This is a genomic window from Sphingomonas sp. AC522 (assembly GCF_979258125.1).
The window spans coordinates 2,738,117-2,763,053 of the sequence record NZ_OZ409836.1 but is presented as its reverse complement, the minus strand read 5'-3'; the positions used below and the strand labels follow the sequence as shown (position 1 = coordinate 2,763,053).

The following is a 24,937-nucleotide window of genomic DNA, read 5'->3' as shown; positions in this document are numbered from 1 at the left end:
ACTTAGTTGCGTTGTGCATCGCAGCAATTGCGCAGGAGACAAGCGTGAACAGTGGAGTGAGCGGCGGATGCCAGTGCGGGCGCGTGCGATACCGCGCAGAGATCGAGGATGACGACGCCTATCTCTGTCATTGCCGGATGTGCCAGCGGGCCACCGGCGGCGTCTCGATCGCGTTCAAGAACCTGCCGAAGCAGGCCGTGACGTGGGAGCGCGAGCCCGATCGCTTTGCCAGTTCGCCGATCGCCGCGCGAGGGTTTTGCCGCGAATGCGGCACGCCGCTTACCTACGAGGCGCACGATCACTCCTATATGGACCTGACGGTGGGCAGCTTCGATGATGCCCATCGCTTTCGCCCGACCGAGCATTCGGGATGCGAGAGCTGGCACCGCGACTGGCTTGACACCAGTCACCTGCCGGCATCACGGACCGACGAGAACGAAAGCATGGTCAAACGCTGGATGGATAAAGTTGGCAAACTTCCCGACTGAGACGCACCGATTTGTCGCAACCGACGGCGTCGAGCTGGCCTGGACCGAAATGGGCGAGGGGCGGCCGGTGGTGCTGATCCACGGCTATTTCTCCACGGCCGAAGTCAATTGGATCAAATACGGCCATGCCGCCAAGCTGGCCGAGCGCGGCTTCCGCGTGATCATGCCCGATCTGCGCGGGCACGGGCAGAGCGCCAAGCCGCACGACTTGGCGGCCTATCCGCCCGACATATTGATGCGCGACGGCATGGCGCTGATCGCGCATCTCGGCCTTACCGATTACGATCTGGGCGGCTATTCGCTTGGCGGGCGCACGACGCTGCGGATGCTCGTCAACGATGCTGCGCCGCGCCGCGCGATCCTGAGCGGGATGGGGCTGGCCGGGCTGATCGATACCCAGGGGCGGGGGACCTACTTCCGCCGCGTTCTCACCAATCTCGGCAGCTTCGAGCGTGGCACCTCCGAATGGCTGACCGAGGCCTTCCTCAAGACCACCAAGGGCGATCCTCAAGCGCTGCTCAACGTGCTCGAAACCTTCGTCGACACCAAAGAGGCCGAGATCGCCGCGATCCAGGTACCGACGCTGGTGGTGACGGGCGTGGACGATGACGACAACGGACCGGGCCAGGCGGTCGCGGAGCTGCTGCCACATGGCCGTTTCCAGTCGGTCCCCGGCAATCACATGAGCGCCGTCACGCGGCCCGAGCTGGGGCAGGCGATCGCGGATTTCCTGACGCAATAATTCCTCCCTCGCGAAGCGATGGGGGAGGGACCATCTCCGCAAGCGTGTTGCTCGTGGCCAGGCCCCCCTCCGACGCCTTCGGCGCCACCCGCCCGCTGAAGCGAGGTAGGAAAACTAAGCTTGCAATGTAGGATTTCACCTGCTTGGCTCGAAGCTGAGCACGGCCGCAAGCGCGTGCCGGACGCTCCCGAGAGTGACCCGCGGAGACCCCTTGGTCACTGCGAACATTGGGAACATTCGCTTGGGCGCCATGCTCGCTCGAACAGGGGGACGATGATGATCCGTTATGCACTTGCCTGCGCTTTGCTCTGCGCACCCACCGCCGTGCTCGCGCAGAGCGCGGCGCCCGTCTCGGTCGAGATCGTCGCCACGGGTGAAGTGACTGCGCCGGCGCAGCGCTTTCGCTTTTCGGCGACATTGACCGGCAAGGGCGAAACCGAGGAAGCCGCGAAGGCCGCGCTTGCCGCCAACCGCATCAAGCTGCTGCAGGCGCTTGGCGGTCTCGCCGTACGCGAGGCGGAGCCGGGCGCGCCCTCGGGCGGCGGCCAGTCGCTGCTGGGGCTGTTCGCCAGCATGGGCGGATCGCGGGCGCAGAAGATCAGCCTCGACAGCTTGGGTGAAGATGCCGACGGCAAGCCGCAATCGACCGCCAGCGAGACGATCATGCTCGACGCACCGACGCGGGCCGCTGCGGCCAGCGCGCGGACCGCAGTCGAAGCGGCGGGTGGAACGATGGCCGAGGAAGTCATCGGCCTGATCGACGATTATGCTGCAGTCGCGCGTCGCGCCAAGGCCGACGCCCTGGTCAAGGCCCGCGCCGAGGCGGCCGCTTATGGCGAAGCGCTGGGGCTGCGCCAGGCCGCGGTGGTCCGCATCAGCGAGAAGCAGGACGTCGTCGCCGGATCGATCGGCTTCATCAGCCAGATCATCGGCATGTTCGCGCCCAAAGGCGATGCGAGTTCGAACAACGTCACCGTCCGCGAGACGCTTACGGTTGAGTTCAAGCTCAGCCGCTAGTCCTCCGGATCCTCGCCGCCGTCGGGGATCATGTTCTCGTCGGCAATCTGCGCCTGCCATTCGCCGGTGCTGTCGGTGCCGTCGGGCTGGTGGGCAGTGCCTGTTTCTTCGGCGGGCTGTTTTTCGGGATCGGTCACGGGCGTTCTCCTTCACTGCGTCAAACGCAGGACAACGCCCGCATATCCTTAGCGGAACGGCGGCTCGTTAAAGGCGCGGAGCTTGCGGCTGTGGAGCTTGTCGCCCTCGCGGCGAAGCTCCTCGCAGGTCTCGATGCCGATCTTGAGATGCTCGGCGATCGCGCGCTCGTAAAAGCGATTGGCCTGGCCGGGCAGCTTGAGCTCGCCGTGGAGCGGCTTGTCCGAAACGCAGAGCAAGGTGCCGTAGGGCACGCGGAAACGATAGCCCTGCGCCGCAAGCGTCGCGGACTCCATGTCCACGCCAACCGCGCGGCTCAGCGAGAAGCGCAGCGCGCTGGCCGAGTAACGCAGCTCCCAGTTGCGATCGTCGGTGGTGACGATGGTGCCGGTGCGCAGGCGGCGCTTGAGCTCCTCGCCTGACTGGCCCGAGACCGTCTCGGCAGCGCGCGCCAGGGCCAGCTGGACTTCGGCGATGGCTGGGATCGGGATTTCGGGCGGAAGCACGTCGTCCATTATGTGATCGTCGCGGAGGTAAGCGTGGGCGAGAACGTAGTCGCCGATCCGCTGGCTGGGGCGAAGCCCGCCGCAATGGCCGATCATCAGCCATGCCTCTGGGCGAAGGACGGCGAGGTGATCGGTGATGGTCTTGGCGTTGGAGGGCCCCACGCCGATATTGACGAGCGTGATCCCCGAACCATCGGCCGCCATGAGGTGGTAAGCCGGCATCTGGTGGCGGCGCCATGCAGAGCTGTCGTTGAGCAGCCGGTCGGTATCGTCACCGGTCTCGACGACAATCCCGCCCGCACCCGAAACACCTGTGAAGCGGCTCCCTTCGCCAAGCTGGCCGCATGCCCAGCGGATGAACTCGTCGACATAGCGGTGATAGTTGGTGAACAGGATATATTGCTGGAAATGCTCGGTCGGCGTGCCGGTATAATGCCGCAGCCGCGCGAGCGAGAAATCGGTGCGGAGGCCATCGAACAGCGCCAGCGGGCGGATCTCGTCATGTGCAACCCAAAGCCCATCGGCGATCTCGTCGCCGATATGCGCAAGCTCGGTTGCCGGGAAGTGGCGCGCCAATTCGGTCGCCGAAACCTCGTCGAGGCTCAGCGCATGGCCAGGGTCGAGGACGTAGGGAAAGGGGATTTCCTGGCGGCCGGGGACCGCCTGGACCTCGACGTCATAGTCCTCGATCAGGAACGTGAGCTGCTCGACCAGATAATTTGCGAACATGCTCGGCTTGGTGACGCTGATGCGGTATTCGCCTGGCTCGACCAGCCGCCCGAACGATCGCGCCGGCACCGGGCGATCGATTCCGCCCGAATAGCGGATATGGATTTCGGGATAGGCGAACGAGCCGTCGAGGCGGCTTTCGCGGGCCGGCGGCGTGCCGTCGGTCAGGTATTGCGTGAGTGCGGCTTGGAGCCGCTCGACCGAGGCGCGATAGAGGCGGTCCAGCTCGGCGACGATGTCGGATGCTTGAGTCATCTTGGACGGCTAATGCGCAAAGATGACGCTGGCAAGACCAGGGCCCCCTCCGCAGGGGAGAGGGCCCGGGCTTCAGTGCGCGAAGATCAGTTCTTCTTGCCGCCGCTTTTGCCGGCGTTCTGCTTCTGCGTTTCGCCGGAGCCGCCAAGCTGGGTAGCGGCATAGACCGCGCCGCCCACTGCTGCTGCAGCGCCCGCTGCGATCGCGGCTGCGGCAACCGGGTGCTCCTTCGCCGCTTCGACGGTTGCGTCAACTGCGCCGCTGATCGCTTCCTGCGCGGTTTCGAGGAACGACTTGGCGGTATCGAGTGCAGTATCCAGCGCGCCCTCGGCGGCGGCGTTGGTTTCGTTGGTGTTGCCGGCGGTATTGGTGTCGGTGGCCATGATGAGTTCCCTTCCAGAATGACGGGAAATCAACTCCATCACGGCCCCCGGGTTCCGTTACGCGTCCGTGATTACAGCTGGCCGAGCATATAATCAGCCGAGCTGACTTCGAACTGGCCCGGCGCCTCGACGTTGAGCTGCTCGACGACGCCGTCATTCACCAGCATCGAGAAGCGCTGGCCGCGACCGCCCATGCCGAACTTCGATCCGTCCATTTCGAGGCCCACGGCCTTCGGAAACTCGCCATTGCCATCGGCGAGCATCGTCACCTTGCCCTCGACGCCCGAAGCCTTGCCCCATGCGCCCATCACGAACGCGTCGTTGACAGCGGTGCAGGCGATCTCGTCGACACCCTTGGCCTTGAGCTCGTCAGCCTTCTCGACAAAGCCCGGCAGATGCTTCGCCGAGCAGGTCGGCGTGAACGCGCCCGGAACCGAGAAGATCGCGACCTTGCGGCCAGCGAAGAACTCGTCGGAGCCGACCGGCTCGGGGCCGCCCTCGGTCACCTTGATGAAATTGGTGCTGGGAACGCGGTCGCCAACCTGGATGGTCATGTCAGTCTCTCCTCAAAGGGGTTCTGGGCTTCAATCGGCGTGCATCGAGCCTTTTTCAAGCATGGCGGAGCCGAAAGCGCGTCGGTAAGTTGGTTCGCTTATGGAGTCGGCACCTTTTCTCACCGGACAATTCCTGCTTGCCATGCCCGGGATCGGCGATCCCCGGTTCGAGCGGGCCGTCATCGCAATGTGCGCACACGATGACGATGGCGCGCTCGGCATCGGCATCGGCGATACGATCGAGGGGCTCGGGCTCCACGATCTGCTGCGCCAGTTCGAGATCGATCCCGGCGAGGCCCCCGATGCGGCGGTGCATTTCGGGGGCCCGGTCGAGCCACGGCGCGGCTTCGTGCTCCACTCGACCGATTGGGGCGGGCAGGACACGATCGACGTTGGCGGGCGCTGGGCGCTTTCGGGCACGGTCGATGTGCTGCGCGCGATCGCCGAGGGCAAGGGCCCGCAGAAATGGCTGGTTGCGCTCGGCTATGCCGGGTGGGGCGAGGGCCAGCTCGACGCTGAAATGACGCGGCACGGCTGGTTCAGCACCGAATCGACCCCTGGGCTGATCTACGATGTGGATGCCGAGGACCGCTGGGGAGTCGGCTTTGCCGGCGCCGGCATCGATCCCCGCATGCTGGCGAACAGCGCCGGGACGGCCTGAGGACAAGGGAGCGCCGGGCTCAGTTTCCGCACCTTCTCATAGGTTGCTTGTTCCATTTGCCTACTTCCTTGCCGTCTACCGCGGTGGTGGTTAGTCGCAGCGTGGCGCCGTCGATCGCATAGGTCTCGGTGATTGTGCCGGACACGTTCGGATTTACGTAGCTCACTAGGAAATCCGAACCCTGTATTTCGGCTTCCTTCAGTTCATAGAGCCTGGTGTCGGGATAAACGGTGATAGTGCCGTCGGCGAAGGTGACGAAGGGCGAAGTGCAATCTGCCCCCCAGCTTCCCTTGAACTGTTCGGGCACCTGCACGCCGTTATTTTCGCCACCGCAGCTGGTGAGAATCATGGCGACGCCTGCAGTGACGATAAACTGCGTTTTTTTCATATGACCTCCTCGGTTATGAGGAGATGTTTGCGGCGGGTTCGGTGCACGCGCTTGGAAAACTCTGCCAGACAAGCGAAAAAATGTCATCGCTTCTGCCGGGGTTAGCGCTAACATCGTCTCAGAATTGCAGGAGGGGATATGAGGCATTTGCTTGCCGCGCTGGCGCTGGTCGCCGCACCGGCTGCCGCGCAGACGGTCGGAGTGTTCCAGGATCATGGCGACATCGGCCAGGTCTCCACCGCGGGCAGCGTCGTCCACGCGAATGGCAGCTATCGCATCACTGCGAGTGGGGCCAACATCTGGGGGACGACGGACGCTTTCCATTATGCCTGGACGCAGCGATCGGGCGACCTTCACATCGCCGCCGATATCGCCTGGGAAGGGAAGGGCAAAGATCCGCACCGCAAGGCCGGGCTGATGATCCGCCAGAATGCGACCCCGGGATCGCCTTATGCCGACGTGATGGTGCATGGCGACGGGATGACCTCGCTGCAATATCGCGAGGTCCAGGACGGCCCCACCTTCCAGATCGTCTCCACCACCGCGCATCCTAGGCGCGTCCGCCTGGAGCGCGAAGGCGATTATGTGTGGTTCTCGGTGGCCGGCGAGGATGGCGTGCTGCGCCATGCGGGTGGGAATTACCGGATCGCGTTTCAGGCGCCGTACCTGGTCGGGCTGGCCGTCTCTGCCCACAACGATGCCGTTACCGAGACTGCGGCCTTCTCGAACATAGAGATCAAGGTGCCGAGCCTCGCTTATGTGCCTGACACCGGATATCCGGCGAAGGTCGATAGCACGCTTGAAGTGATGGAAGTCGGCGGGACGCAAAGCCGGCGCGTTGTGCGGACCTTCGAAGGCAAGGTCGAAGCTCCCAATTGGAGCCGCGACGGCAAGACCCTGATCTACAATGCCAATGGGCGCATCTGGCGCGTTCCGGTCGAAGGCGGCGAGCCGGTGGCGATCGATACGGGCAGGCACGTCAAGAACAATAACGACCACGGCATCTCGCCCGATGGTACGCAACTGATCATCTCGGACCAGATCGAGCCCGACAATCTCTCACGCATCTTCGTTTTGCCGATCGGCGGGTCGGCCACGCCCAAGCTCGTCTCGAGCTATCCCGATGCGCGGTCCTATTGGCATGGCTGGTCGCCCGACGGGAAAACGGTGGCCTATGTCTATGTGCATGTCAGCAACGGCGCGTACGATATCCGCACTCGCAACATCGACGGGACGGGCGAGAAGACGCTGATTGCCGGGCCGGGCGTGGACGATGGCCCGGAATATTCGCCCGACGGCAAATATGTCTATTTCAACTCGACGCGATCGGGTGCCATGCAAATCTGGCGCGCCGGGGCCGACGGATCGAACCCTGAGCAGATAACGCACGACCCCAATTTCCGCGACTGGTTTCCCCATTTCTCGCCGGACGGGAAATGGATCGTCTTCATTTCGTTCGGGCTCGACGTCGCGCTGACAGATCATCCCCCGAACCGTGATGTGATCCTGCGGATCATGCCCGCGGACGGCAGCGCGCCGCCCAAGGTGCTCACCCGGCTGTTCGGCGGGCAGGGGACGATCAACGTGCCGAGCTGGTCGCCCGACGGGAAGTCGGTAGCGTTCGTGAGCTACCGGCTGGTTCGCTAGCGGCTAGTCCGCTGGACCGGGTTCGAGCCGCACGTCGCCCTCGAAAGCCTTGATCCGCACCAGCGAGTCGGTGTGCGGCGTGCTGCACAGGCTGGCGCGGCCGTCGACGGTCAGATGCTCCTTCGTCCGCTGATGGCGAAGGACGAAGCGCACCGGCTGCTCGCAGGGCGGCGCGGCGTCTTGGTTCTTCAGCGCGAGCGTTGCCTTGCGCGGATTGAGCGAACCCTGAAACAGGTTTCTGCCCCATTCGGATGCGCCGGGCCTGCGCCGCCGCGGCTCGACATAGAAGCCGACCACGTCATAGCCATAGGTCTCGTTGACGATCACCAGGCAGCCCTGCTGCCAGCACCGGTTGCGCTGATATTGCTCGATGCGCATCGCGGCGGCGAAGGATTGGGCGATCTGCCGTGCGCTTCCGGGCACATGGAGATTGCCGGGTTCGCCGCTATTGGCGTCGTCTCCCGGTGCTCTTTCGTCCACCGCTGCCCATTGCGCCAAACTCTGCTGCGGCGCTGCCATAAGCAACACCGACGCCAAGACACGTTTCAGCACGGCCTTCCTCCCATTTATTTACCCTGCGGTAGGCGACGCCGGGGGCAGAATGCAGGCTGCCGAGGACTGGCTTAACCCCAAATGTACGGGTCCGCCACTAGGGCTCGGCCGAGCACATATAAAGATATCTTTATATTTGGATTGCGCTGGGGCGGCGAAGCCTGTAGGGGCCGCGCAGATGATCGCTGGGGATGTGCCGCGATCCGCAATTCTATGCCAATGGAGACTGAGTCAGTGGCTACCGTGCTCGACAGAAAAGACCATGTGATCGCGGACATCGCGCTCGCCGATTTCGGCCGCAAGGAAATCGAGATCGCCGAGACCGAAATGCCGGGGCTCATGTCGCTCCGTGAGGAATTCGGCGCGTCGCAGCCGCTCAAGGGCGCGCGCATCACTGGTTCGCTTCACATGACGATCCAGACCGCAGTGCTGATCGAGACGCTGACGGCGCTCGGCGCCAAGGTCCGCTGGGCAACCTGCAACATCTATTCGACCCAGGACCATGCCGCCGCCGCGATCGCAGCGACTGGCGTGCCGGTGTTCGCCGTCAAGGGCGAGAGTCTGGCCGAATATTGGGACTATGTCGGCGACATCTTCTCGTGGGACCATGAAGTCGAGGGCCAGACCTCGAACATCATCCTCGACGATGGCGGTGACGCCACGATGTTCGCACTTTGGGGTGCGAAGCTCGAGGCCGGCCACACGATGCCCGAGCCCGAGAACGAGGAAGAAGTCGAGATGCAGCGCGCGCTCAAGGCGTTCATCGCCAAGAAGCCGGGCTACCTCACCGAGACCGTCAAGAACCTCAAGGGCGTTTCGGAAGAGACCACAACCGGCGTGCATCGCCTGTATGAAATCTCGAAGAAGGGCGAGCTGCCTTTCCCCGCGATCAACGTGAACGACAGCGTGACCAAGTCGAAGTTCGACAACCTCTATGGCTGCAAAGAATCGCTGGTTGACGCGATCCGCCGTGCCACCGACGTAATGCTGGCCGGCAAGGTCGCCTGCGTCGCCGGCTTCGGCGATGTCGGCAAGGGCTCGGCCCAGTCGCTCCGCAACGGCGGCGCGCGCGTGATGGTCACCGAAGTCGATCCGATCTGCGCATTGCAGGCGGCGATGGAGGGCTTCGAAGTCGTGACGATGGAAGAGGCCGTGCAGCGCGCCGATATCTTCTGCACCGCGACCGGCAATGCCGACGTCATCACCGCCGATCACATGAAGGCGATGAAGCCCATGTCGATCGTCTGCAACATCGGCCACTTCGATAGCGAGATTCAGATCGCCGCTCTGTCGAACTATGATTGGACCGAAGTGAAGCCGGGCACCGATCTGGTGAAGTTCCCCGATGGCAAGCAGATCATCATCCTCGCGAAGGGCCGCCTGGTGAACCTGGGCTGCGCGACTGGCCACCCGTCGTTCGTGATGTCGGCGTCGTTCACCAACCAGACGCTGGCGCAGATCGAACTCTGGACCAAGGGCGAGAACTACAAGAACGAAGTGTATGTGCTGCCGAAGCATCTCGACGAGAAGGTCGCGGCGTTGCACCTCGAAAAGCTGGGCGTGAAGCTCTCGAAGCTCACTTCAAAGCAGGCCGGTTACATCGGCGTGCCGGTCGAAGGGCCGTTCAAGCCGGATCACTACCGCTACTAAGCTCTCCTCGGCTTTGGCATCGAAGGCCGCGTCTCCCCCGGGAGGCGCGGCCTTCTTGATTCATAGCGTTGCACGAAGGTTACACCCGCCGCGAATTTCGCGGTGGGTGCTGCGTTCCTGCGATCAAATTCGGGCTCGCGCGTTTGTCAGACAAACCGCGGCAACATCAGGCCCAGAAGTGCGCGCGGGAGAAATTCTCTTGTAAGGACAGTATGATGGCGTACCCCCTCGTCCGCTCGCGCGGACTATTTTCCGTTTCGCTGGCCGCACTCGCTCTGGCTGGGCTCGCTCCCACCGCCGCCGCGCAGACCGCAGCCCCCGGACAGCCCGATGACAATGTTCCGGAATCGACCGTAGCGGGAACCGACCAGGAAGCGCAGGATCAGGGCGAGGCCATCGTCGTCACCGGCTCGCGCATCCGCCAGACCCCCGGCTTCGACACGCCGAACCCCGTGGTGTCGCTGAGCGCCGAGACTATCCAGTCCTCGGGCACGACTAACCTCACGGATTTCCTCACCGGCTATCCCGCCCTCCAGGGTTCGTCGACTTCGGCGGACAATTCGGGCCAGGGCGCCGGCATCGGCTATACCGGCCTCAACCTGCTCAACCTCCGCAACCTCGGCACCGAGCGTACGCTCGTGCTCGTCGATGGCCGCCGTCATGTCGCGGGCGTCCCCGGCAGCGCCTCGGTCGATATCAACACCATTCCGAACGACTTGGTCGAGCGTGTCGAAGTGCTTACCGGCGGCGCATCGGCAATCTACGGCGCGGACGGCGTCACCGGCGTCGTCAATTTCATCCTCAAGAAGGATTTCGAAGGCCTCACTGCCCGTGCCCAGGCCGGCATTTCGGAATATGGCGATGCTGGCCAGCGCCTGTTCACCGTCACCGCGGGCAAGAACTTCGCCGGCGGCCGCGGCAATTTCGCGCTTGCCTATGAATATGGCGAAGAGAGCCGCCTCGAGGAGCGCAATCGCACGCGCCTCAGCGGCACGAACCGTACTGCCTTCTATCTGAACCCGGACGACCCCGAGAACCAGTCGGGCTATACCGGTGCTTCGAACAACGGCATCCCCGATTATATTCCGCTGAACGACATTCGCTTCTTCGATACTGCGCGCCAGGGCGGCATCGATTTGGATTTCGACGGCATGCCCGATTATTTCGTCGGTGCCGGCGGTGGCGTCAGTGCGTTCGATCCCGGCCGCTTCGTGCCTAACTACTACCAGCAGGGCGGCAGCGGCACCCCGACGGCGGACTATGGCAACGATTTGCTGCCCGATGTGCGCCGCCACGTCGTCAATGCAATCGCGCATTTCGACGTTTCGGACGCGCTGACCGTGTTTGCGGAAGGCAAGTACGCCAACACCCGCAGCTTCTCGCTCGCGCAGCCTACCTATGATTACAATCTGGTGATCCCGGAGGATAATCCGTTCATCCCGGCCGCGCTGCGTCCGCTCGTTGCTGCGGCAGGCAATGGCGGCGTGCTGGTCAGCCGCGACAATTTCGACTTCGGCCAGCGCGGCGAGGATGTTCGCCGTGAGACCTGGCGTGGCGTGATCGGCGTCCGCGGCGATCTGAGCGACCGTCTCAACTATGAGGCGTCGTACACTTATGGCCGCACCGACGTTGCCAGCCGCTATGTGAACAACATCTTCGACGACCGCTTTTATGCGGGGATCGATGTGGTGCAGGGCCCGAACGGCCCGACCTGCCGCGTCAATCTCGATCCGAGCTGGACTCCGTTCCAGCCGTATAATTCGACGCGCGAGGAATATGCTCCGACCAGCTTCACGCCCGGCCAGTGCCGGCCGATCAACCTGTTCGGCGAAGGCCTGAACGACCAGGCGACGCTCGATTGGCTGCGTACCGACACTACCGATCACTCGCGCATCGAGCAGCACGTCGCCTCGGCCTATCTGAGCGGCAATCTCGGCGGTCTTTTCTCGCTTCCGGGTGGCCCCGTCGCCTTCTCGGTCGGCGCGGAATATCGCAAGGAGAAGAGCCAGTTCATGCCTGATGCGGTCGCGGCGACCGGCATCACCTTCACCAATTCGCTCGCGGGCGAGGGTGGCCAATATGATGTGAAGGAAGTGTTTGGCGAGCTGCGGCTGCCGCTGCTTCGCGACAGCTTCATCCATCGGCTCGAGGTCGGCGGCGCAGTGCGCTATTCGGACTATTCGACGATCGGCTCGACGACGTCGTGGAAGGTCGATGGCAGCTTCGCGCCGGTGCGGGACATCACTTTCTCGGGCACCTATTCGAAGGCGGTGCGCGCACCGAATATCGGCGAGCTCTTCGGGGCCCGTTCGCAGACCTTCGAGCGGTTGACCGATCCGTGCAACACCAATGAGATCGGCCGTGGGACGCAGTATCGCGAAGCGAATTGCAGCACCTTGCTGACCTCGCTGGGTGCCAATCCGGCAACCTACACCGATGTCCGCTCGACCACGCTGCCCGGGTTCCTGGGCGGCAACCGCAACCTGTCGGAAGAAGAAGCGACGACTTGGACCGCAGGTGCGATCGTTCAGCCCCGTTTCATCCCCGGCCTGTCCCTCCGCGCGGACTGGTATGACATCCGCCTAGAGAACGCGATCAATACTGCACCTCTACAGCGGCTGGCGGAGCTCTGCGTCGATCAGCCGACGCTGAACAATCCGTTCTGCGGCAACATCGTCCGCCAGAATGGCGGCGCGACCGGCGCGGGCAACGTCACGAGCTTCACGCTGCTTCCGCAGAACGTGGCGCAGTTCCGCACGGCGGGCCTCGACGTGAACTTCAACTACCGGCTGCGCACCGATAACCTCGGTACGTTCAACGTGTCGGTGGTGGGCAATTATCTCGACCGGCTCGAATTCATCGCCTCGCCCGGGGCCGATGTGACCAACAGCCGCGGCGAGACCTTTGCGCCGAAGTACACCGTCAATGCAGACCTGACCTGGCAGAAGGGCCCGGTTACGCTGAACTACGGCATTCTGTGGTTCGACAAGACCTTGCGCTATTCGAACCAGGACGTTGCGGGCAGCCCGGACATCGTGGCACCCGAATATCTCTACCTGAAGCAGCGCTGGCAGCATGACATCTACGGCAGCGTGGACGTCACGGATCGCTTCCAGATCTATGGCGGTGTGCGCAACCTGTTCAGCCAGAAGCCGGACATCGGCACGACCTCCTATCCGGTCGATTCGGTCGGGCGCTTCATGTTCGTCGGTGCGCGGGTGAAACTGCCGCGCTTCTGATCCGCTTATAGGAGACCGGGAGAGGGGTCGGCGAAAGCCGGCCCCTTTTTCGTTGCGCCCGACGCAATCCGCTTCCCGGCGTGCGAGGCTTTGCCTAAGGGTTCGACCATGAGGCAATTGCTGGGCCGCGGGGGCGCGGCTTGATCCTGATTTCACAGAGCGCTGCAGCGATTGCCGGTGCGGCGATGGCGCTGCTCGTCATCGGCGCGACCTGGGCGCTGCTGACCGGGCTGCGCGCGCGCGCCGACGCGGCCGCGATGGCCGAAGACAATAGCCGCTTCCAGACCTTGGTGTCGGGCTCGCCTGCACAGGCGATGATCGTGCGCGCGGACGGGCGGATCGAGCTGCCGCGGCGCCTGGCCGACTGGCTGGGGCTGGAAAATATCCCGCGCGAACTGGATGCGCTTGCGGGCGGCGATGGCGGGCTGATGCCCGAGGATGCCGAGGCTCTCACGGTGCAGGTGGCCGCGGCGCAGAAAGCGGGAAAGCCGTTCAGCCTGTCGGTGCGCGCCAAGGGATCGGAGCGCGCCTTGCTCGTCGTCGGCGAACGCGCCCCGCAGGCGCTCAATGCGCCCGGAGGCGTGGTTCTGTGGTTCCTCGACGCCACCGATAGCCAGGATGAGATCAATCGGCTCCAGAAAGGCAGCACGCGTCTGCGCGCTGCATTCGACGCGCTGACGGCGCTGATCGAGGCCGCACCGATGCCGATGTGGTATCGCGGTGCCGACCTCAAGCTGTTGATGGTCAATTCGGAATATGTGCGGGCAGTCGAAGGCGCTGACAGCGAGGATGTCGTTACGCGCGGGCTGGAACTGGTCGAGGGCGCAGGGCTAGGTGGACCGCTGGCTAATGCGGCGATCGCGCGCGACACCGGCGAGCCGCAGACGGCGGCGATGCCGGCGACCATCGGCGGCAAGCGCCGGATGCTGCGGCTCCACGACGTGCCGCTGCCCACCGGCGGCGTTGCGGGGTTCGCCGTCGATATCGAAGAGCTCGAACAGGCGCGGGGCGGGCTCAAGCGCTTCGCGGAGGCGCAGCGCGCGATGCTCGACCGGGCTTCGGCGGGGGTCGCCCAATTCGCCGCCGATCACAGCCTGATCTTCTGTAACCAGCCTTTCCGCCGCATGTTCGCGATGAAGAACGAATGGCTGGCCGATCGTCCCGAATTCGATCGCGTGATCGAGCGGATGCGTGAGGCCAAGCGTCTGCCCGAGATGCGGGACTTTCCCGTCTGGAAGTCGGAACGTCGCGAATGGTTCACGGCGCCCGAGGCGGTCGAGGAGAATTGGCATGTCGGCGCGACGCATCTGCGCGTGGTCGCCCAGCCGATGCCCGAGGGCGGGCTGCTGCTGCTATTCGAGGACCGCACCCAGCAATTCGAGCTCCAGCGTGAGCATGGCGAGATGCAGCAGGTCCGCACCGCCACGCTCGACAGCCTCGCCGAAGCGGTCGCGGTGTTCGGCAAGGGGCGGCTGCAGCTGTGGAACCGCAAGTTCCGCCAGGTCTGGGGTTTCGAGGATGCCTTTCTTGACGGGCATCCGCAAATCCTCGCGCTGGTGAAGGCTGCGGGCCCCAAGCTGACCAATCCGGCCAAGGCCGAAGTGATTGGCGATCTTGTGCGGCTCGCGGCACAGGACCGGCAGCAGCGCGGCGCGAGCATCGTTTTCGCCGACGGGCGCCATTTCGACTTGAGTGCAGTGCCTTTGCCCGACGGCAATGCACTGGTGACGATGCTCGACACTACCGACCAGCACCGCGTCGAGCGCGCGCTGCGCGACCGCAATGAAGCGCTGGAAGCGGCAGATCGGGTGAAGACCGCCTTCGTCGCCAATATGAGCTATGAGCTTCGCACGCCGCTCACCTCGATCAAGGGCTTTGCGGAGATGCTGCATGGCGGGTTTGCCGGGAAGCTCAGCGAGAGTGGCACCGAATATTCGGAGGCGATCCTCGTTTCGGTCGAGCGGCTGGGTGCGCTGATCGACGACGTGCTCGATCTGACGCAGAGCGAAGGTGCACCGCTCGAAAAGCGCGCAGTGGATATCGAAATGATCGCGCAAGGCGCTGCCGAGGCGATCGCGCCGCTTGCCAAGGAGAAGTCGATCGATCTTGCGGTGGAGGATGGCGGGACCGCTGGCAGCGTCAACGGCGATGCGCGGCGGCTGCGCCAGGTGATCGAACATCTATTGCGCCACGCGGTCGCGGGCACACCGGCACAGGGCCGCGTGCTGCTGCATCTCGACGGGAACGCCAAGGTGGCGCGGATCATCGTCTCGGACGACGGGCCGGGGATGAGCAAGGAAGCGGCGACCAACGCCTTCGATCGCTTCGCGCATGGCGGCGATCGCAATGCCGAGCGCGCGCTGGGTCTCGGGTTGCCGCTCGCCAAGCAGTTTGTCGAGGCGCATGGCGGCCGGATCGAGCTGATCTCCGAGCCGGGCGAGGGGACGCTGATTACCGTGGAATTGCCGCGCGGATGATCCTCGCCGATCCGCAGGCATCGCACGCTTTGGGCGAGCACCTTGCGATGCTAGCCCGCCCCGGCGACGTTATCGCCCTTTCCGGCGAGCTCGGCGCGGGCAAGACCAGCATTGCCCGCGGCTTGCTCGCAGCGCTCGGCCTCGAAGGTGAAGCGCCCAGCCCAAGCTTCGCAATCGTCCAGCCCTACGAGCCGCCCGAAGTCCGCTTCCCGGTGCTCCACGTCGATCTCTACCGGATCGAAAACCTGGAGGAAGCCGAGGAACTGGGCCTTGACGATGCCCGCGCGGATTCGCTGCTGATCGTCGAATGGCCCGAGCGCCTGGGCGAGGCGGCATGGGCAGACGCGCTGTGGCTTTGCCTGGAAGTTACACCGGACGGCGCGCGCGCCTTGACAGCGAAGGTCCCGGCGGCATGGAGGGACCGATGGTCCCTGACATGAACCCGCCCGAATCCGCGCCCGCCTTTCTCGTCTCGGCGGGTTGGGAGGGAGCCGAGATCCGCCCGCTTGCCGGCGACGCCTCCTTCCGCCGCTATTTTCGCGTGGTGGAGCATGATCGCACCGCCATCCTGATGGATTCGCCGCCCGACAAGGGCGAGGATCCGAAACCCTTCATTGCGATTGCGCGCTGGCTGACCGAGCGCGGATTCGCCGCGCCGGAAATCCTGCACGAGGATCTGGAACAGGGCCTGGTGCTCATCCAGGACTTTGGCGACGCGCGGATGCGCGAGACCGTCGACGCCGCGCCCGAGAGCGAATTGCGGCTTTACGAGCAGGCGGTCGACTTGCTCATCCGCCTGCGCGACCATCCCGCGGCAGAGGACATCGGCCCCTACAGCCCCTCGCAATATCACCGCGAAGCACGGCTGCTGACCGAATGGTATTGCCCGGCGCTGGGGATCGAGCCCGACGCGGCCGGTTATAACGACGCATGGAATGCGGTGCTCGAGCCTGTGCTGGACGGTCATCAGTCTGTCACGGTGCTGCGCGATTACCATGCCGAGAATATCATGCTGATCGAAGGCAGCGAGAATTTGGGCTTGCTCGATTTTCAGGATGCGCTGGCCGGGCACCCGGCTTACGACTTGGTCTCGTTACTGCAGGATGCGCGGCGCGACGTGGCGCCCGAACTCGAGACCGCGATGTTGGACCGCTACAAGCGGATGACCGGGGTGGGCGATGAATTCGATGTTGCCTATCATGTGCTCGGTGCGCAACGGAACGCCAAGATCATCGGCATATTCACGCGACTTTGGCGGCGCGATGGCAAGCCGCGTTACCCGGGGCTGTGCCCCCGCGTCTGGACCTATCTGGAGCGCGACCTGAAGCATCCGGCGCTCAAGCCGGTGGCGGACTGGCTCGACGCCAATGTGCCTGCGGCGATGCGTGGCGATCCGATGACTATCGCCGGCGAATGACGACCTACTCGCTTCGTCCCCAGCCGGACGCGCCCGTTCCCCAGACCGCGATGGTTATGGCCGCGGGGCTGGGCAAGCGCATGCGCCCGCTCACGGCGACGCGCCCGAAGCCGCTGGTGGAGGTCGCGGGCAAGACCTTGCTCGACCATACTTTCGACCATCTGCTCGCGGCGGGCGTCAAGCGTGCAGTGGTCAATGTTCATTACCTTGCCGATCAGATCGAAGCGCATCTGAAGGCGCGCAAGCGCGACATGCAGGTGCTGATCTCGGACGAGCGCAACCAGTTGCTCGAGACCGGCGGGGGCGTGGTCCAGGCGCGCGAACTGATCGGCGACGAGCCATTTTTCTGCGTCAACAGTGACAATCTGTGGGTCGACGGTCCAACGGATGCGCTGCGCCAGCTGGCCGCGGCGTGGGACGACGACAAGATGGACGCGCTGCTGCTGCTTGTGCCGCTGGCGCGCGCGCACAGCCATCGCGGGCAAGGCGATTTCCGCCTCGATCCGTTCGGGCGGATCATAGAGCGACGCAAGCCCGGGCGGCTGGCCCCGTTCGTCTATATCGGCATCCAGATCCTCTCCCCGCGCGTCATCCGCGACTGGCCCGAGGGACCGTTCTCGACCAATTTGTTCTGGGATCGGGCGATGGAGGAAGGACGTCTGTGGGGCGTGGTGCATCAGGGGCTTTGGTTCGATGTGGGGACACCCACAGCGATCGGGGAGGCCGAAGCCGTATTGGCCGAGATGTGACGATTCAATTCCCCCGCGAACCTGTCTAGGCTCGCCTGCCTCATGGTCGACCGTCTCCATCTCTTCACCATTCCCCCGCATCGCGCGTTTGCCGACGCACTTGCTGACGGGCTGATCGAGCGCTTCGGTGGCGATATGCTCGGGCTAGCGCGGGGAATCGTGCTGGTGCCGAATAACCGCGCCAAGCGGGCGATTCAGGACGCGTTCGTGCGCGCTAGCGGCGGCGGGCTGCTGTTGCCGCGGCTCGTCGCGGTGGGCGATCCTGAACTTGACGAAGCGGTGTTCGAAGCGGTCGAGGATGCGGAGCCGGTGCCCGCTGCGGTCGACCCCCTCCAGCGGCGGATGATCCTGGCGCGGCTGATCCAAGAGAGCGGCGCGCAGGTCGATGCTGCGGAGGCAGTGCGGCTTGCGGGCGAACTGGCTTCGACGCTCGATCAGCTGCTGATCGAGGAAGTGAAGCCATCGAAATTGCGCGATCTCGATCTGGGCGATCTCTCAAGACATTGGGAGCGCTCGCTCAAGCTTTTCGAAGTGGTGCTCGAGCGTTGGCCGCGGGAGCTGGCGCGGCTCGGGCGGATCGACCTGGCAGAACGGCGCACGCGACTGCTGGCCAAAGTTGCGAAGCGCTGGCGTGCCTCACCGCCGCCCGGGTTCGTCTGCGCGGCGGGGATTACAGCCAGTGCGCCTGCAATTGCTCGCTTGCTGCGTGCTGTGGCGGAGATGCCGGAAGGGATGGTTGTTATGCCCGGCCTGTCGCTCGGGATAAGCGAGGGCGAATGGTCATCGCTGGGTCCGCACGAGCCCGATCCCGCCACTGGCCGGGGCAAGCGGGCTTATGAGGCGCATCCCCAGTTTCAGCTTAAGCTGTTGCTCGAACGGATGGGGGTGAACCGCAGCGAGTTCGGGGTCTGGCGCCGCGCGAGCGAGCATGACGCGGCGCTTGCGCGTGGCCGAGCGATCGAGACAGCGATGGCGCCGCCCGAGCTGACGCGCGAATGGAGCGGGCTGCATTATTCGGCGCGGCGGCTCGATGGAGTGCGCGCATTCGAGGCGGCGACGCCGGCGGAGGAGGCGCAGGGTATTGCGCTGGCGCTGCGCGAAGTGCTCGAAACTCCGGGCAAGACCGCGGCGCTGGTGACGCCGGACCGTGCGCTGGCGCGGCGCGTCGTGGCGCATCTGGCGCGCTGGGACGTGGCGATCGATGATTCGGCCGGACAGCCGCTTTCGGTGCTGGCGCCGGGGACCTTGCTACTCGCGCTCGCCGAGGCCGCGGCGCAGGAGTTCGCGCCGCTCGCTTTGCTCAGCCTGCTCAAGCATCCGCTGGTGAAGCCCGAGGCGCGGCTCGAATGGCTCGAAGGCGCGCGCCTGCTCGATCGGGCATTGCGCGGGCCGCGGCCGGCACCGGGACTCGCGGGGGTCGACCGGCATCTCGCCGAGCAGGACGGGCGCGATGGCGGGCTGCGCCGCGCTGCGCAGGCATGGTGGGCTGAGGCGCGACCGTTGCTGGAGTCCGTAGAGGCGATTTTCACCGCGGGTGCGCAGCCGCTGCCTGCCATGTTGGCAGCGTTACGCGAAACTGCGCAGGCGCTGGGCGGGGACGGGCTGTGGAGCCGCGCCGAGGGCCGCGCGGCGGCGGACTTGCTCGATGCTGTGGAGCGCGAGGGGGCACTCGGGCCGCCGCTTGCCGATCCCGCCAGCCTCGCGCCACTGCTGCGCACGCTGATGGATGAAACCGCGGTGCGCCCATCCCAGGGTGGGCATCCGCGGCTTGCGATCCTTGGCCTGATCGAGGCGCGGCTGCACAATGCCGACTTGATGATCCTGGGCGGGCTCAACGAAGGCGTGTGGCCGGGCCTGCCTGCGCCTGATCCCTGGCTCGCGCCGCGCATCCGCGCCGAGTTGAAGCTGCCCGGGCTGGAGCGGCGGATCGGCGTCTCGGCGCATGACCTGGCCGGGGCGCTGGGTGCGCGCGAAGTGCTGCTCACCCGGGCGCGGCGCGATTCGTCCGCGCCGACGATCGCTTCGCGCTTCTGGCTGCGGCTCGAGGCGCTGTCGGGCGGGCTCGATCGCGCCGATGACCTCGCCGCATGGACGCGCGCCATCGACGAGCCGGGGCGGCACGAGCCCGCCGAGCGGCCCGAGCCTTCGCCGCCGATTGCCGCGCGGCCCAAGGTGATCTCAGTCACCGAAGTCGATCGGCTCAAGGCCGATCCCTATGCCTTTTATGCCAAGCGCATGCTTCGCCTGGCGCCGCTCGATCCGGTGGACGCCGATCCGAGCCCGGCGTGGCGCGGGACCGCGGTGCACGATGTGCTCGAGCAATGGGCGAAGCATGACGATTGCGCGCCGGACAAGCTCCACGCGCGGGCGCTCGCGATGCTGGCCGACGAGCGCACCCATCCGATGATGCGCGCGCTCTGGCAGCCGCGGCTGATGGAAGCGGTGGACTGGATCGCGCAGGAGATCGCGGCGCAGGCGGCCGATGGCCGCCGCGTGCTCGGCGTCGAGCAGGAGGGGCAGGTCCAGTTCGCGGGCGTGACGCTCAAGGGCAAGTTCGACCGGATCGATTTGCTGCCCGATGGCACGCTGGCCGTGGTCGACTACAAGACTGGGCAGCCGCCGAGCCCCAAGGCAGTGCGCGCGGGGTATAGCCTGCAGCTGGGATTGCTTGGGCTGATCGCCGAAGAGGGCGGATTCGACGGGATCAGCGGCGAGGCGCGCGGGTTCGAATATTGGTCGCTTGCCCGCAAGAACGGCAGTTTCGGCTATATCGACTCGCCGGTCTCACCGCGGAAGCGCGAGCCCATTCCGGCGGACGAGTTCGTCGCGATCGCAGGCGGCAATTTCCATGAGGTGGTGCAGGATTGGCTGACCGGCGGCCGCGCGTTCACCGCGAAGCTTGTCCCTGAATATGCGCCCTATACCGAGTACGACCAATTGATGCGTCGCGACGAGTGGTATGGCCGTGACTGAGGTTCGCAAGCTCCATCCCCTCAAGGGCAATCAGCGCGCAGCGAGCGACCCGGCGCGGCATGTCTGGCTGTCCGCTTCGGCAGGCACAGGCAAGACGCAGGTGTTGGCGGCGCGTGTCTGGCGCCTGCTGCTCGGCGGCACCGATCCGGGCGCGATCCTGTGTCTGACCTTCACCAAGGCCGGCGCGGCGGAAATGTCGGAGCGGATTACCAGCAAGCTCGCCGAATGGGTGCGAGCCGATGCTGCCGCGGTTTTCCACGACCTTGAAGCGCTCGGCGAGGCTGCGGGGCCAGATCAGGTCGCCTATGCCCGGACTCTGTTCGCGAAAGTGCTCGATGCGCCCGGCGGCGGGCTGCGCATCCAGACGATCCACAGCTTCTGCCAGACGCTGCTCTCGGCCTTTCCGGTCGAGGCGGGATTGGTGCCGGGTTTCCGCCCACTCGATCAGCGCGAGGAAGCGGTGCTGGCGCGCGAGGCGCTGGCGGAGATGCTCGTCGATGCCGAGCGCGAAGGGCGAATAGGGCTGATCGATTCGGTCGGCGCGCTGAGCCTGAGACTTGGCGAAGGCCAGGCCGAGGCGTTTCTTCGCCGGTGCGCCAGCGCGGGGGAGGCGCTGGCGGCGCTGCCCAGTGGGATCCAGCCGTTCCTGCGCCGATCGCTTGGACTGCCGAGCGGGGACATCGGCGAAGAGCTCGAACGCTGCTGTGCCGATGACAGCTTCGATTGCGCCGGGCTGCGCCAGGTGCTCGCAGCAAACCGCAATTGGGGCACGGCTACCGGAAGCAACGCTGCCGAGGCAGTCGAGCGGTGGCTGGCGGACGCTGCCAGAGATCGCGTGGCTTCGCTGGAGGCGCTGGGGCTGGTCTTCCGCACCAAGTCCGGCGATCCGCGCAAGACTTCGCCCAAGCTGATCGCGGCCGAGCCGGAATATGAAGGGCTGGCGGAGCGGATCGGCGGACGCTGCGCCGAATTGCTGGCGATGAAGGTGCAGGCGGATTATGCCGATCTGCTGGCGCGCGGGCTGGAAGCCGGGCGCGTTTATGCCGAGACTTATGCGCGGGCAAAGCGGCGCGTGGGGGCCGTGGACTTCGACGATCTGATCCGCGCTGCAGTCGAGCTGCTGGGGCAGGAGGGCATGGGCGACTGGGTGCGCTTCAAGCTCGACCAGAGCACCGAGCATGTGCTGATCGACGAGGCGCAGGACACCAATCTCAAGCAGTGGACGATCGTCGATGCGATCGTGCAGGAGTTCGCCGCGGGCAAAGGCACGCGTGAGGCGGGGTTCCGGACGCTGTTCACGGTGGGGGATTACAAGCAGGCGATCTTCAGCTTTCAGGGCACCAGCCCGATCTTCTTCCAATGGGCGCATCGACGGTTCACCGAGATGTTTCGCATGGGCGTCGACTTCGAAACCGAGGCTACCGAGCTGGAGTCGCTGTCGCTGACCCACAGCTTCCGCTCGACGCGGCCGATCCTCGAATTCGTCGATGCCGCGCTTGCCCAGCTGCCCGAGCCGGGCATGGGAGCGCTGAGCGAAGTCGAGCCGCATGCGAGCGAAGTGGCAGGGCCAGGGACTGTGACCTTGTGGCCGCTGACCATGGAGGGCGGGACCGAGGCTGACGAGGAGGAATGGGTAAGCGACGCGACCCGCGAGCATGCCAAGAAGATTGCGCGGGCGATCAAGGGCTGGACCGACGGGAGTGTGCTTAAGCGTGACGGCACGCCGTTGACGGCCCAGGATGTGATGGTGCTGGTCAAGCGCCGGGGCGAGCTTGCTTCGTTGATCGTTGCGCGGCTCTATGCCGAGGGCGTGCCGGTGGCGGGGGTAGACCGGCTGCGGCTCAATGCGCCGCTGGCGGTGCAGGATCTCCTCGCCGCGATCCGCTTTGCGCTCCAGCCTGATGACGATCTCTCGCTGGCGTCTTTGCTGGTTTCACCGCTGATCGGCTGGAGCCAGGATGAGTTGATGGCGGGCGCGGTGCGCGAGCGGGGGAGCCTGTGGCGGCATCTGCGGGCGACGCAGGCGCCGGACCGGCTGGCGCCGCTTGAGGAATTGCTGCGTCGGGCGGACTTTACGACCCCCTATCGTTTCTTGGAAGCGATGCTCTCGGGCGAGATAGACGGGCGGCGCAAGCTCTTGCTGCGGCTAGGCGAGGAAGCGCGCGACCCGATCGAGGAGCTGCTGAGCGCCGCGCTCAATTTCGAAGGCGTGGCGACGCCGACGCTGCAGCGCTTCCTCGACTGGTTCGATCGCGGCGATGTCGAGATCAAGCGCGAGGCCGATCAGCCGCGCGGCGCGGTGCGGGTGATGACCGCACACGGGGCGAAGGGGCTTCAAGCACCGCTGGTGATCCTTGCCGATGCCACGTCGGATCCCACCAAGAGCCCGCGCGATTTTCTTCGCTGGCAACCCGAGGGGCATGATGGCGAGGCGTTTCCGATTTTCCGGCCGCGGGCAGCGGAGCGGGGCGGGGCGCTCGATGCAGTGGTGAGCGAGACCGATGCGCGCGAGCTGGAGGAGCATTGGCGGCTCTTTTACGTCGCGGCGACGAGGGCGGAGGAGCGGCTGGTGATCGCCGGGGCGCTGGGGCCGATGGCGAAGGGGGAAGCGCCGCCTTCCAGCTGGTATGCGGCTTGTGCCCGAGCTTTCGAAGCGTTGGGGGCGGAAAACGAGTTCACCGGGATCGAGCCGCCTCCGCCGGTTGCGCCGAAGAAACTGGAGGCTGCACCGGTGCAGGAGAAGCCAGCGCTTCCGGTATGGGCGCGTGCGCCTGCCCCGCAGGAGGCGCGGCCGCCGCGGCCGCTGGCGCCTTCGTCGCTGGGCGAAGACCAGGTTGCCGATCCTCCGCCTACGCCAGCGATGCGCGTGGCCGCAGAGCGCGGGCGGCTTCTTCATGCGTTGTTCGAGCGGCTTCCTAGCGTTGCGTCGGAGAAGCGCGCCGAGGCTGCCGAGCGCTGGCTGGAGGGCGCCGGGGGCGTGGAGGATGCTGCCATGCGCCGCGAACTGGTTCGCGCGGCACTCGTGGTGACCGAGGATTTTGCCGAGTTGTTTGGGCCGGACTCACTGGGCGAGGCGCCGATCGCGGCGGTGGTTGGCGACGGCGTGGTCGTCTCTGGGACCGTGGATCGGCTAGTTGTGACGCCGGAGCTGATCCGCGTAGTCGACTTCAAGACTGGTCGACGTGCGCCTGGATCGCTCGACGAGGTGCCGCCTTACCATCTGCGGCAGATGGCTGCATACGCCGCAGCGCTGGGCGTGATCTTCCCCGGCCGGGCGGTCGAGGCGGCTCTGCTCTACACGGCAGGCCCTGTGCTGCACCTGCTGCCGAGCGAACTGCTCGCCGCGCACAAGCCCGGCTTCGCGGGCTCGGAGCAAAGCTTGGCCTCGCGCGCTTGAGCACGAAGCCTCGCGCACATAGATAGCTGTCCAACACTCAGGAGATTTTTCATGGCCACCAAGGCAGTCACCGACGCCAGCTTTGCAACCGACGTGCTTGGATCGGACAAGCCCGTGCTTGTCGATTTCTGGGCGGAATGGTGCGGGCCGTGCCGGATGGTCGCGCCGGCACTCGAGGAACTGTCCGGCGAGATGGCCGACCAGCTCGACATCGTGAAGATCGACATCGACGAGAACCCCGACGCGCCGACCAAATATGGCGTGCGCGGTATCCCGACGATGATTCTGTTCAAGAACGGCCAGCCCGCCGCGACCCAGGTCGGCGCGCTGCCCAAGAGCCAGATCAAGCAGTTTCTCGACCGCGAACTTTGAAGTGTTCGCTGGGCCGGGCAGGCGTCTGCCTGGCTTAACTTCACAGATTTCCCGTGAATCGTGAAAGTTCGTTGCGCTCTAAGGTAAGATTGTTGCGCGGACGGAAAGCGGCATTTTCGACAGTTCAAAGAGCGCCGCGTAGCTTAAGCACTGAGTTGGGCTGTAGGACAGCGATTACTCCAGCCCGCGCGTATCTGCCCTGAACCGGTCGTGACGCGGCGCCTCGTCCGCGGCTTCGGCCCAGGCGATGCGGCTGGCGTAGAAGATGTGGAAGCCCGGGACGACGCCATCGGGTTCGTCGAGCGTCGGGATGCTGAAGTCGACCGTTTCGGGCTGGTGATCGACCTGCATCAGGAAGGGCGTGCCGCATTGCGTGCAGAAGCGGCGGTGGCCGAAATCGCTCGAGGCGATCTTGCCGACCAGATCCGCGCCCTGGGTGAATTCGAAATCCTGGATGGGGACGGTGGCGAAGGCCATTGCGGGGCTGCCGCTGTTGAGCTGACAGGTTCGGCAATGGCACCAGCCTGCGTCGTACGGCTCGGATTTGAGCTGGTAGCGAACTGCACCGCAGAGGCATCCGCCTTGGAGGCTTTCCATATATCCTAC

21 protein-coding genes are annotated in these 24,937 nt (G+C 65.3%); 14 read left to right on the top strand and 7 right to left on the bottom strand.

Annotation, left to right across the window (positions count from 1 at the left end):
- The first annotated feature begins 44 nt into the window (after positions 1–44).
- The 3 genes from ACZZZM_RS13860 (at position 45) to ACZZZM_RS13850 (ending at position 2,247) form a co-directional block, all read left to right on the top strand.
- Positions 45–488 (top strand): GFA family protein, encoded by a 444-nt coding sequence (locus ACZZZM_RS13860; RefSeq protein WP_463595674.1) that lies wholly within the window; start codon positions 45–47, stop codon positions 486–488.
- The gene (locus ACZZZM_RS13855; RefSeq protein ID WP_463595673.1) at positions 469–1,230 is read left to right on the top strand and encodes an alpha/beta fold hydrolase; all 762 of its coding nucleotides are present in this window, start codon (positions 469–471) and stop codon (positions 1,228–1,230) included. The genes ACZZZM_RS13860 and ACZZZM_RS13855 overlap by 20 nt, the downstream gene beginning before the upstream one ends.
- A 276-nt stretch (positions 1,231–1,506) precedes the next feature.
- On the top strand, positions 1,507–2,247 hold the full coding sequence (locus ACZZZM_RS13850; RefSeq protein WP_463595672.1) for an SIMPL domain-containing protein: 741 nt from the start codon (positions 1,507–1,509) through the stop codon (positions 2,245–2,247).
- Here the strand turns inward: ACZZZM_RS13850 and ACZZZM_RS13845 are convergent.
- The 4 genes from ACZZZM_RS13845 to ACZZZM_RS13830 all read right to left on the bottom strand — a co-directional run bounded on the left by ACZZZM_RS13845 (position 2,244) and on the right by ACZZZM_RS13830 (position 4,809).
- On the bottom strand, positions 2,244–2,384 hold the full coding sequence (locus ACZZZM_RS13845; protein WP_463595671.1) for a hypothetical protein: 141 nt from the start codon (positions 2,382–2,384) through the stop codon (positions 2,244–2,246). The two genes, ACZZZM_RS13850 and ACZZZM_RS13845, sit on opposite strands and share 4 nt — an antisense overlap.
- Before the next feature lie 48 nt (positions 2,385–2,432).
- Positions 2,433–3,872 carry an AMP nucleosidase gene (locus tag ACZZZM_RS13840; RefSeq protein WP_463595670.1) on the bottom strand — a complete coding sequence of 480 codons (1,440 nt, stop codon included), beginning with the start codon at positions 3,870–3,872 and terminating at the stop codon, positions 2,433–2,435.
- Positions 3,873–3,958: 86 nt separating this feature from the next.
- Positions 3,959–4,255: a hypothetical protein gene (locus ACZZZM_RS13835; protein ID WP_463595669.1), complete on the bottom strand. Its 297-nt coding sequence runs from the start codon at positions 4,253–4,255 to the stop codon at positions 3,959–3,961.
- 71 nt (positions 4,256–4,326) lie between these two features.
- Positions 4,327–4,809, bottom strand: coding sequence for a redoxin family protein (locus ACZZZM_RS13830; RefSeq protein WP_463595668.1), 483 nt, complete (start codon positions 4,807–4,809; stop codon positions 4,327–4,329).
- A 100-nt stretch (positions 4,810–4,909) separates the two neighbouring features.
- Here ACZZZM_RS13830 and ACZZZM_RS13825 point away from each other — a divergent pair, with 100 nt between their 5' ends.
- Entirely contained in the window at positions 4,910–5,470 is a 561-nt protein-coding gene (locus tag ACZZZM_RS13825; RefSeq protein ID WP_463595667.1) for a YqgE/AlgH family protein, read from the top strand.
- Between the two features lie 19 nt (positions 5,471–5,489).
- Here the strand turns inward: ACZZZM_RS13825 and ACZZZM_RS13820 are convergent, their stop codons facing one another.
- Complete coding sequence (locus ACZZZM_RS13820) at positions 5,490–5,858, bottom strand: hypothetical protein (protein ID WP_463595666.1); 369 nt, start codon at positions 5,856–5,858, stop codon at positions 5,490–5,492.
- 138 nt (positions 5,859–5,996) lie between these two features.
- On the opposite strand from ACZZZM_RS13820, the gene ACZZZM_RS13815 reads away from it, so the two are divergent.
- Positions 5,997–7,505 (top strand): TolB family protein, encoded by a 1,509-nt coding sequence (locus ACZZZM_RS13815; RefSeq protein WP_463595665.1) that lies wholly within the window; start codon positions 5,997–5,999, stop codon positions 7,503–7,505.
- A 3-nt stretch (positions 7,506–7,508) separates the two neighbouring features.
- Here ACZZZM_RS13815 and ACZZZM_RS13810 read toward each other — a convergent pair whose 3' ends face one another.
- Positions 7,509–8,057 carry a hypothetical protein gene (locus tag ACZZZM_RS13810; RefSeq protein WP_463595664.1) on the bottom strand — a complete coding sequence of 183 codons (549 nt, stop codon included), beginning with the start codon at positions 8,055–8,057 and terminating at the stop codon, positions 7,509–7,511.
- A 219-nt stretch (positions 8,058–8,276) separates the two neighbouring features.
- Between ACZZZM_RS13810 and ahcY the strand changes: the two genes are divergently transcribed.
- From ahcY to trxA, 9 genes are all read left to right on the top strand, one after another.
- Positions 8,277–9,707 carry an adenosylhomocysteinase gene (gene ahcY / locus ACZZZM_RS13805; RefSeq protein ID WP_463595663.1) on the top strand — a complete coding sequence of 477 codons (1,431 nt, stop codon included), beginning with the start codon at positions 8,277–8,279 and terminating at the stop codon, positions 9,705–9,707.
- 215 nt (positions 9,708–9,922) lie between these two features.
- The gene (locus ACZZZM_RS13800; RefSeq protein ID WP_463595662.1) at positions 9,923–12,946 is read left to right on the top strand and encodes a TonB-dependent receptor plug domain-containing protein; all 3,024 of its coding nucleotides are present in this window, start codon (positions 9,923–9,925) and stop codon (positions 12,944–12,946) included.
- A gap of 140 nt (positions 12,947–13,086) precedes the next feature.
- Positions 13,087–15,423, top strand: coding sequence for a sensor histidine kinase (locus ACZZZM_RS13795; RefSeq protein WP_463595661.1), 2,337 nt, complete (start codon positions 13,087–13,089; stop codon positions 15,421–15,423).
- On the top strand, positions 15,420–15,863 hold the full coding sequence (tsaE, locus tag ACZZZM_RS13790) for a tRNA (adenosine(37)-N6)-threonylcarbamoyltransferase complex ATPase subunit type 1 TsaE (RefSeq protein WP_463595660.1): 444 nt from the start codon (positions 15,420–15,422) through the stop codon (positions 15,861–15,863). The genes ACZZZM_RS13795 and tsaE overlap by 4 nt, the downstream gene beginning before the upstream one ends.
- Positions 15,860–16,840 carry an aminoglycoside phosphotransferase family protein gene (locus ACZZZM_RS13785; protein ID WP_463596449.1) on the top strand — a complete coding sequence of 327 codons (981 nt, stop codon included), beginning with the start codon at positions 15,860–15,862 and terminating at the stop codon, positions 16,838–16,840. The genes tsaE and ACZZZM_RS13785 overlap by 4 nt, the downstream gene beginning before the upstream one ends.
- The gene (locus ACZZZM_RS13780) at positions 16,837–17,589 is read left to right on the top strand and encodes a nucleotidyltransferase family protein (protein WP_463595659.1); all 753 of its coding nucleotides are present in this window, start codon (positions 16,837–16,839) and stop codon (positions 17,587–17,589) included. Before ACZZZM_RS13785 ends, ACZZZM_RS13780 begins: the two co-directional genes overlap by 4 nt.
- Before the next feature lie 42 nt (positions 17,590–17,631).
- Entirely contained in the window at positions 17,632–20,562 is a 2,931-nt protein-coding gene (gene addB / locus ACZZZM_RS13775; protein ID WP_463595658.1) for a double-strand break repair protein AddB, read from the top strand.
- The gene (gene addA, locus ACZZZM_RS13770; protein ID WP_463595657.1) at positions 20,549–23,959 is read left to right on the top strand and encodes a double-strand break repair helicase AddA; all 3,411 of its coding nucleotides are present in this window, start codon (positions 20,549–20,551) and stop codon (positions 23,957–23,959) included. Before addB ends, addA begins: the two co-directional genes overlap by 14 nt.
- Positions 23,960–24,010: 51 nt before the next feature.
- On the top strand, positions 24,011–24,331 hold the full coding sequence (trxA, locus tag ACZZZM_RS13765; protein ID WP_463595656.1) for a thioredoxin TrxA: 321 nt from the start codon (positions 24,011–24,013) through the stop codon (positions 24,329–24,331).
- Between the two features lie 174 nt (positions 24,332–24,505).
- On the opposite strand, the gene ACZZZM_RS13760 is transcribed toward trxA, so the two are convergent.
- A complete protein-coding gene (locus ACZZZM_RS13760) occupies positions 24,506–24,928 on the bottom strand; it encodes a GFA family protein (RefSeq protein ID WP_463595655.1) in 423 nt (140 codons plus the stop codon).
- Positions 24,929–24,937: the final 9 nt, after the last annotated feature.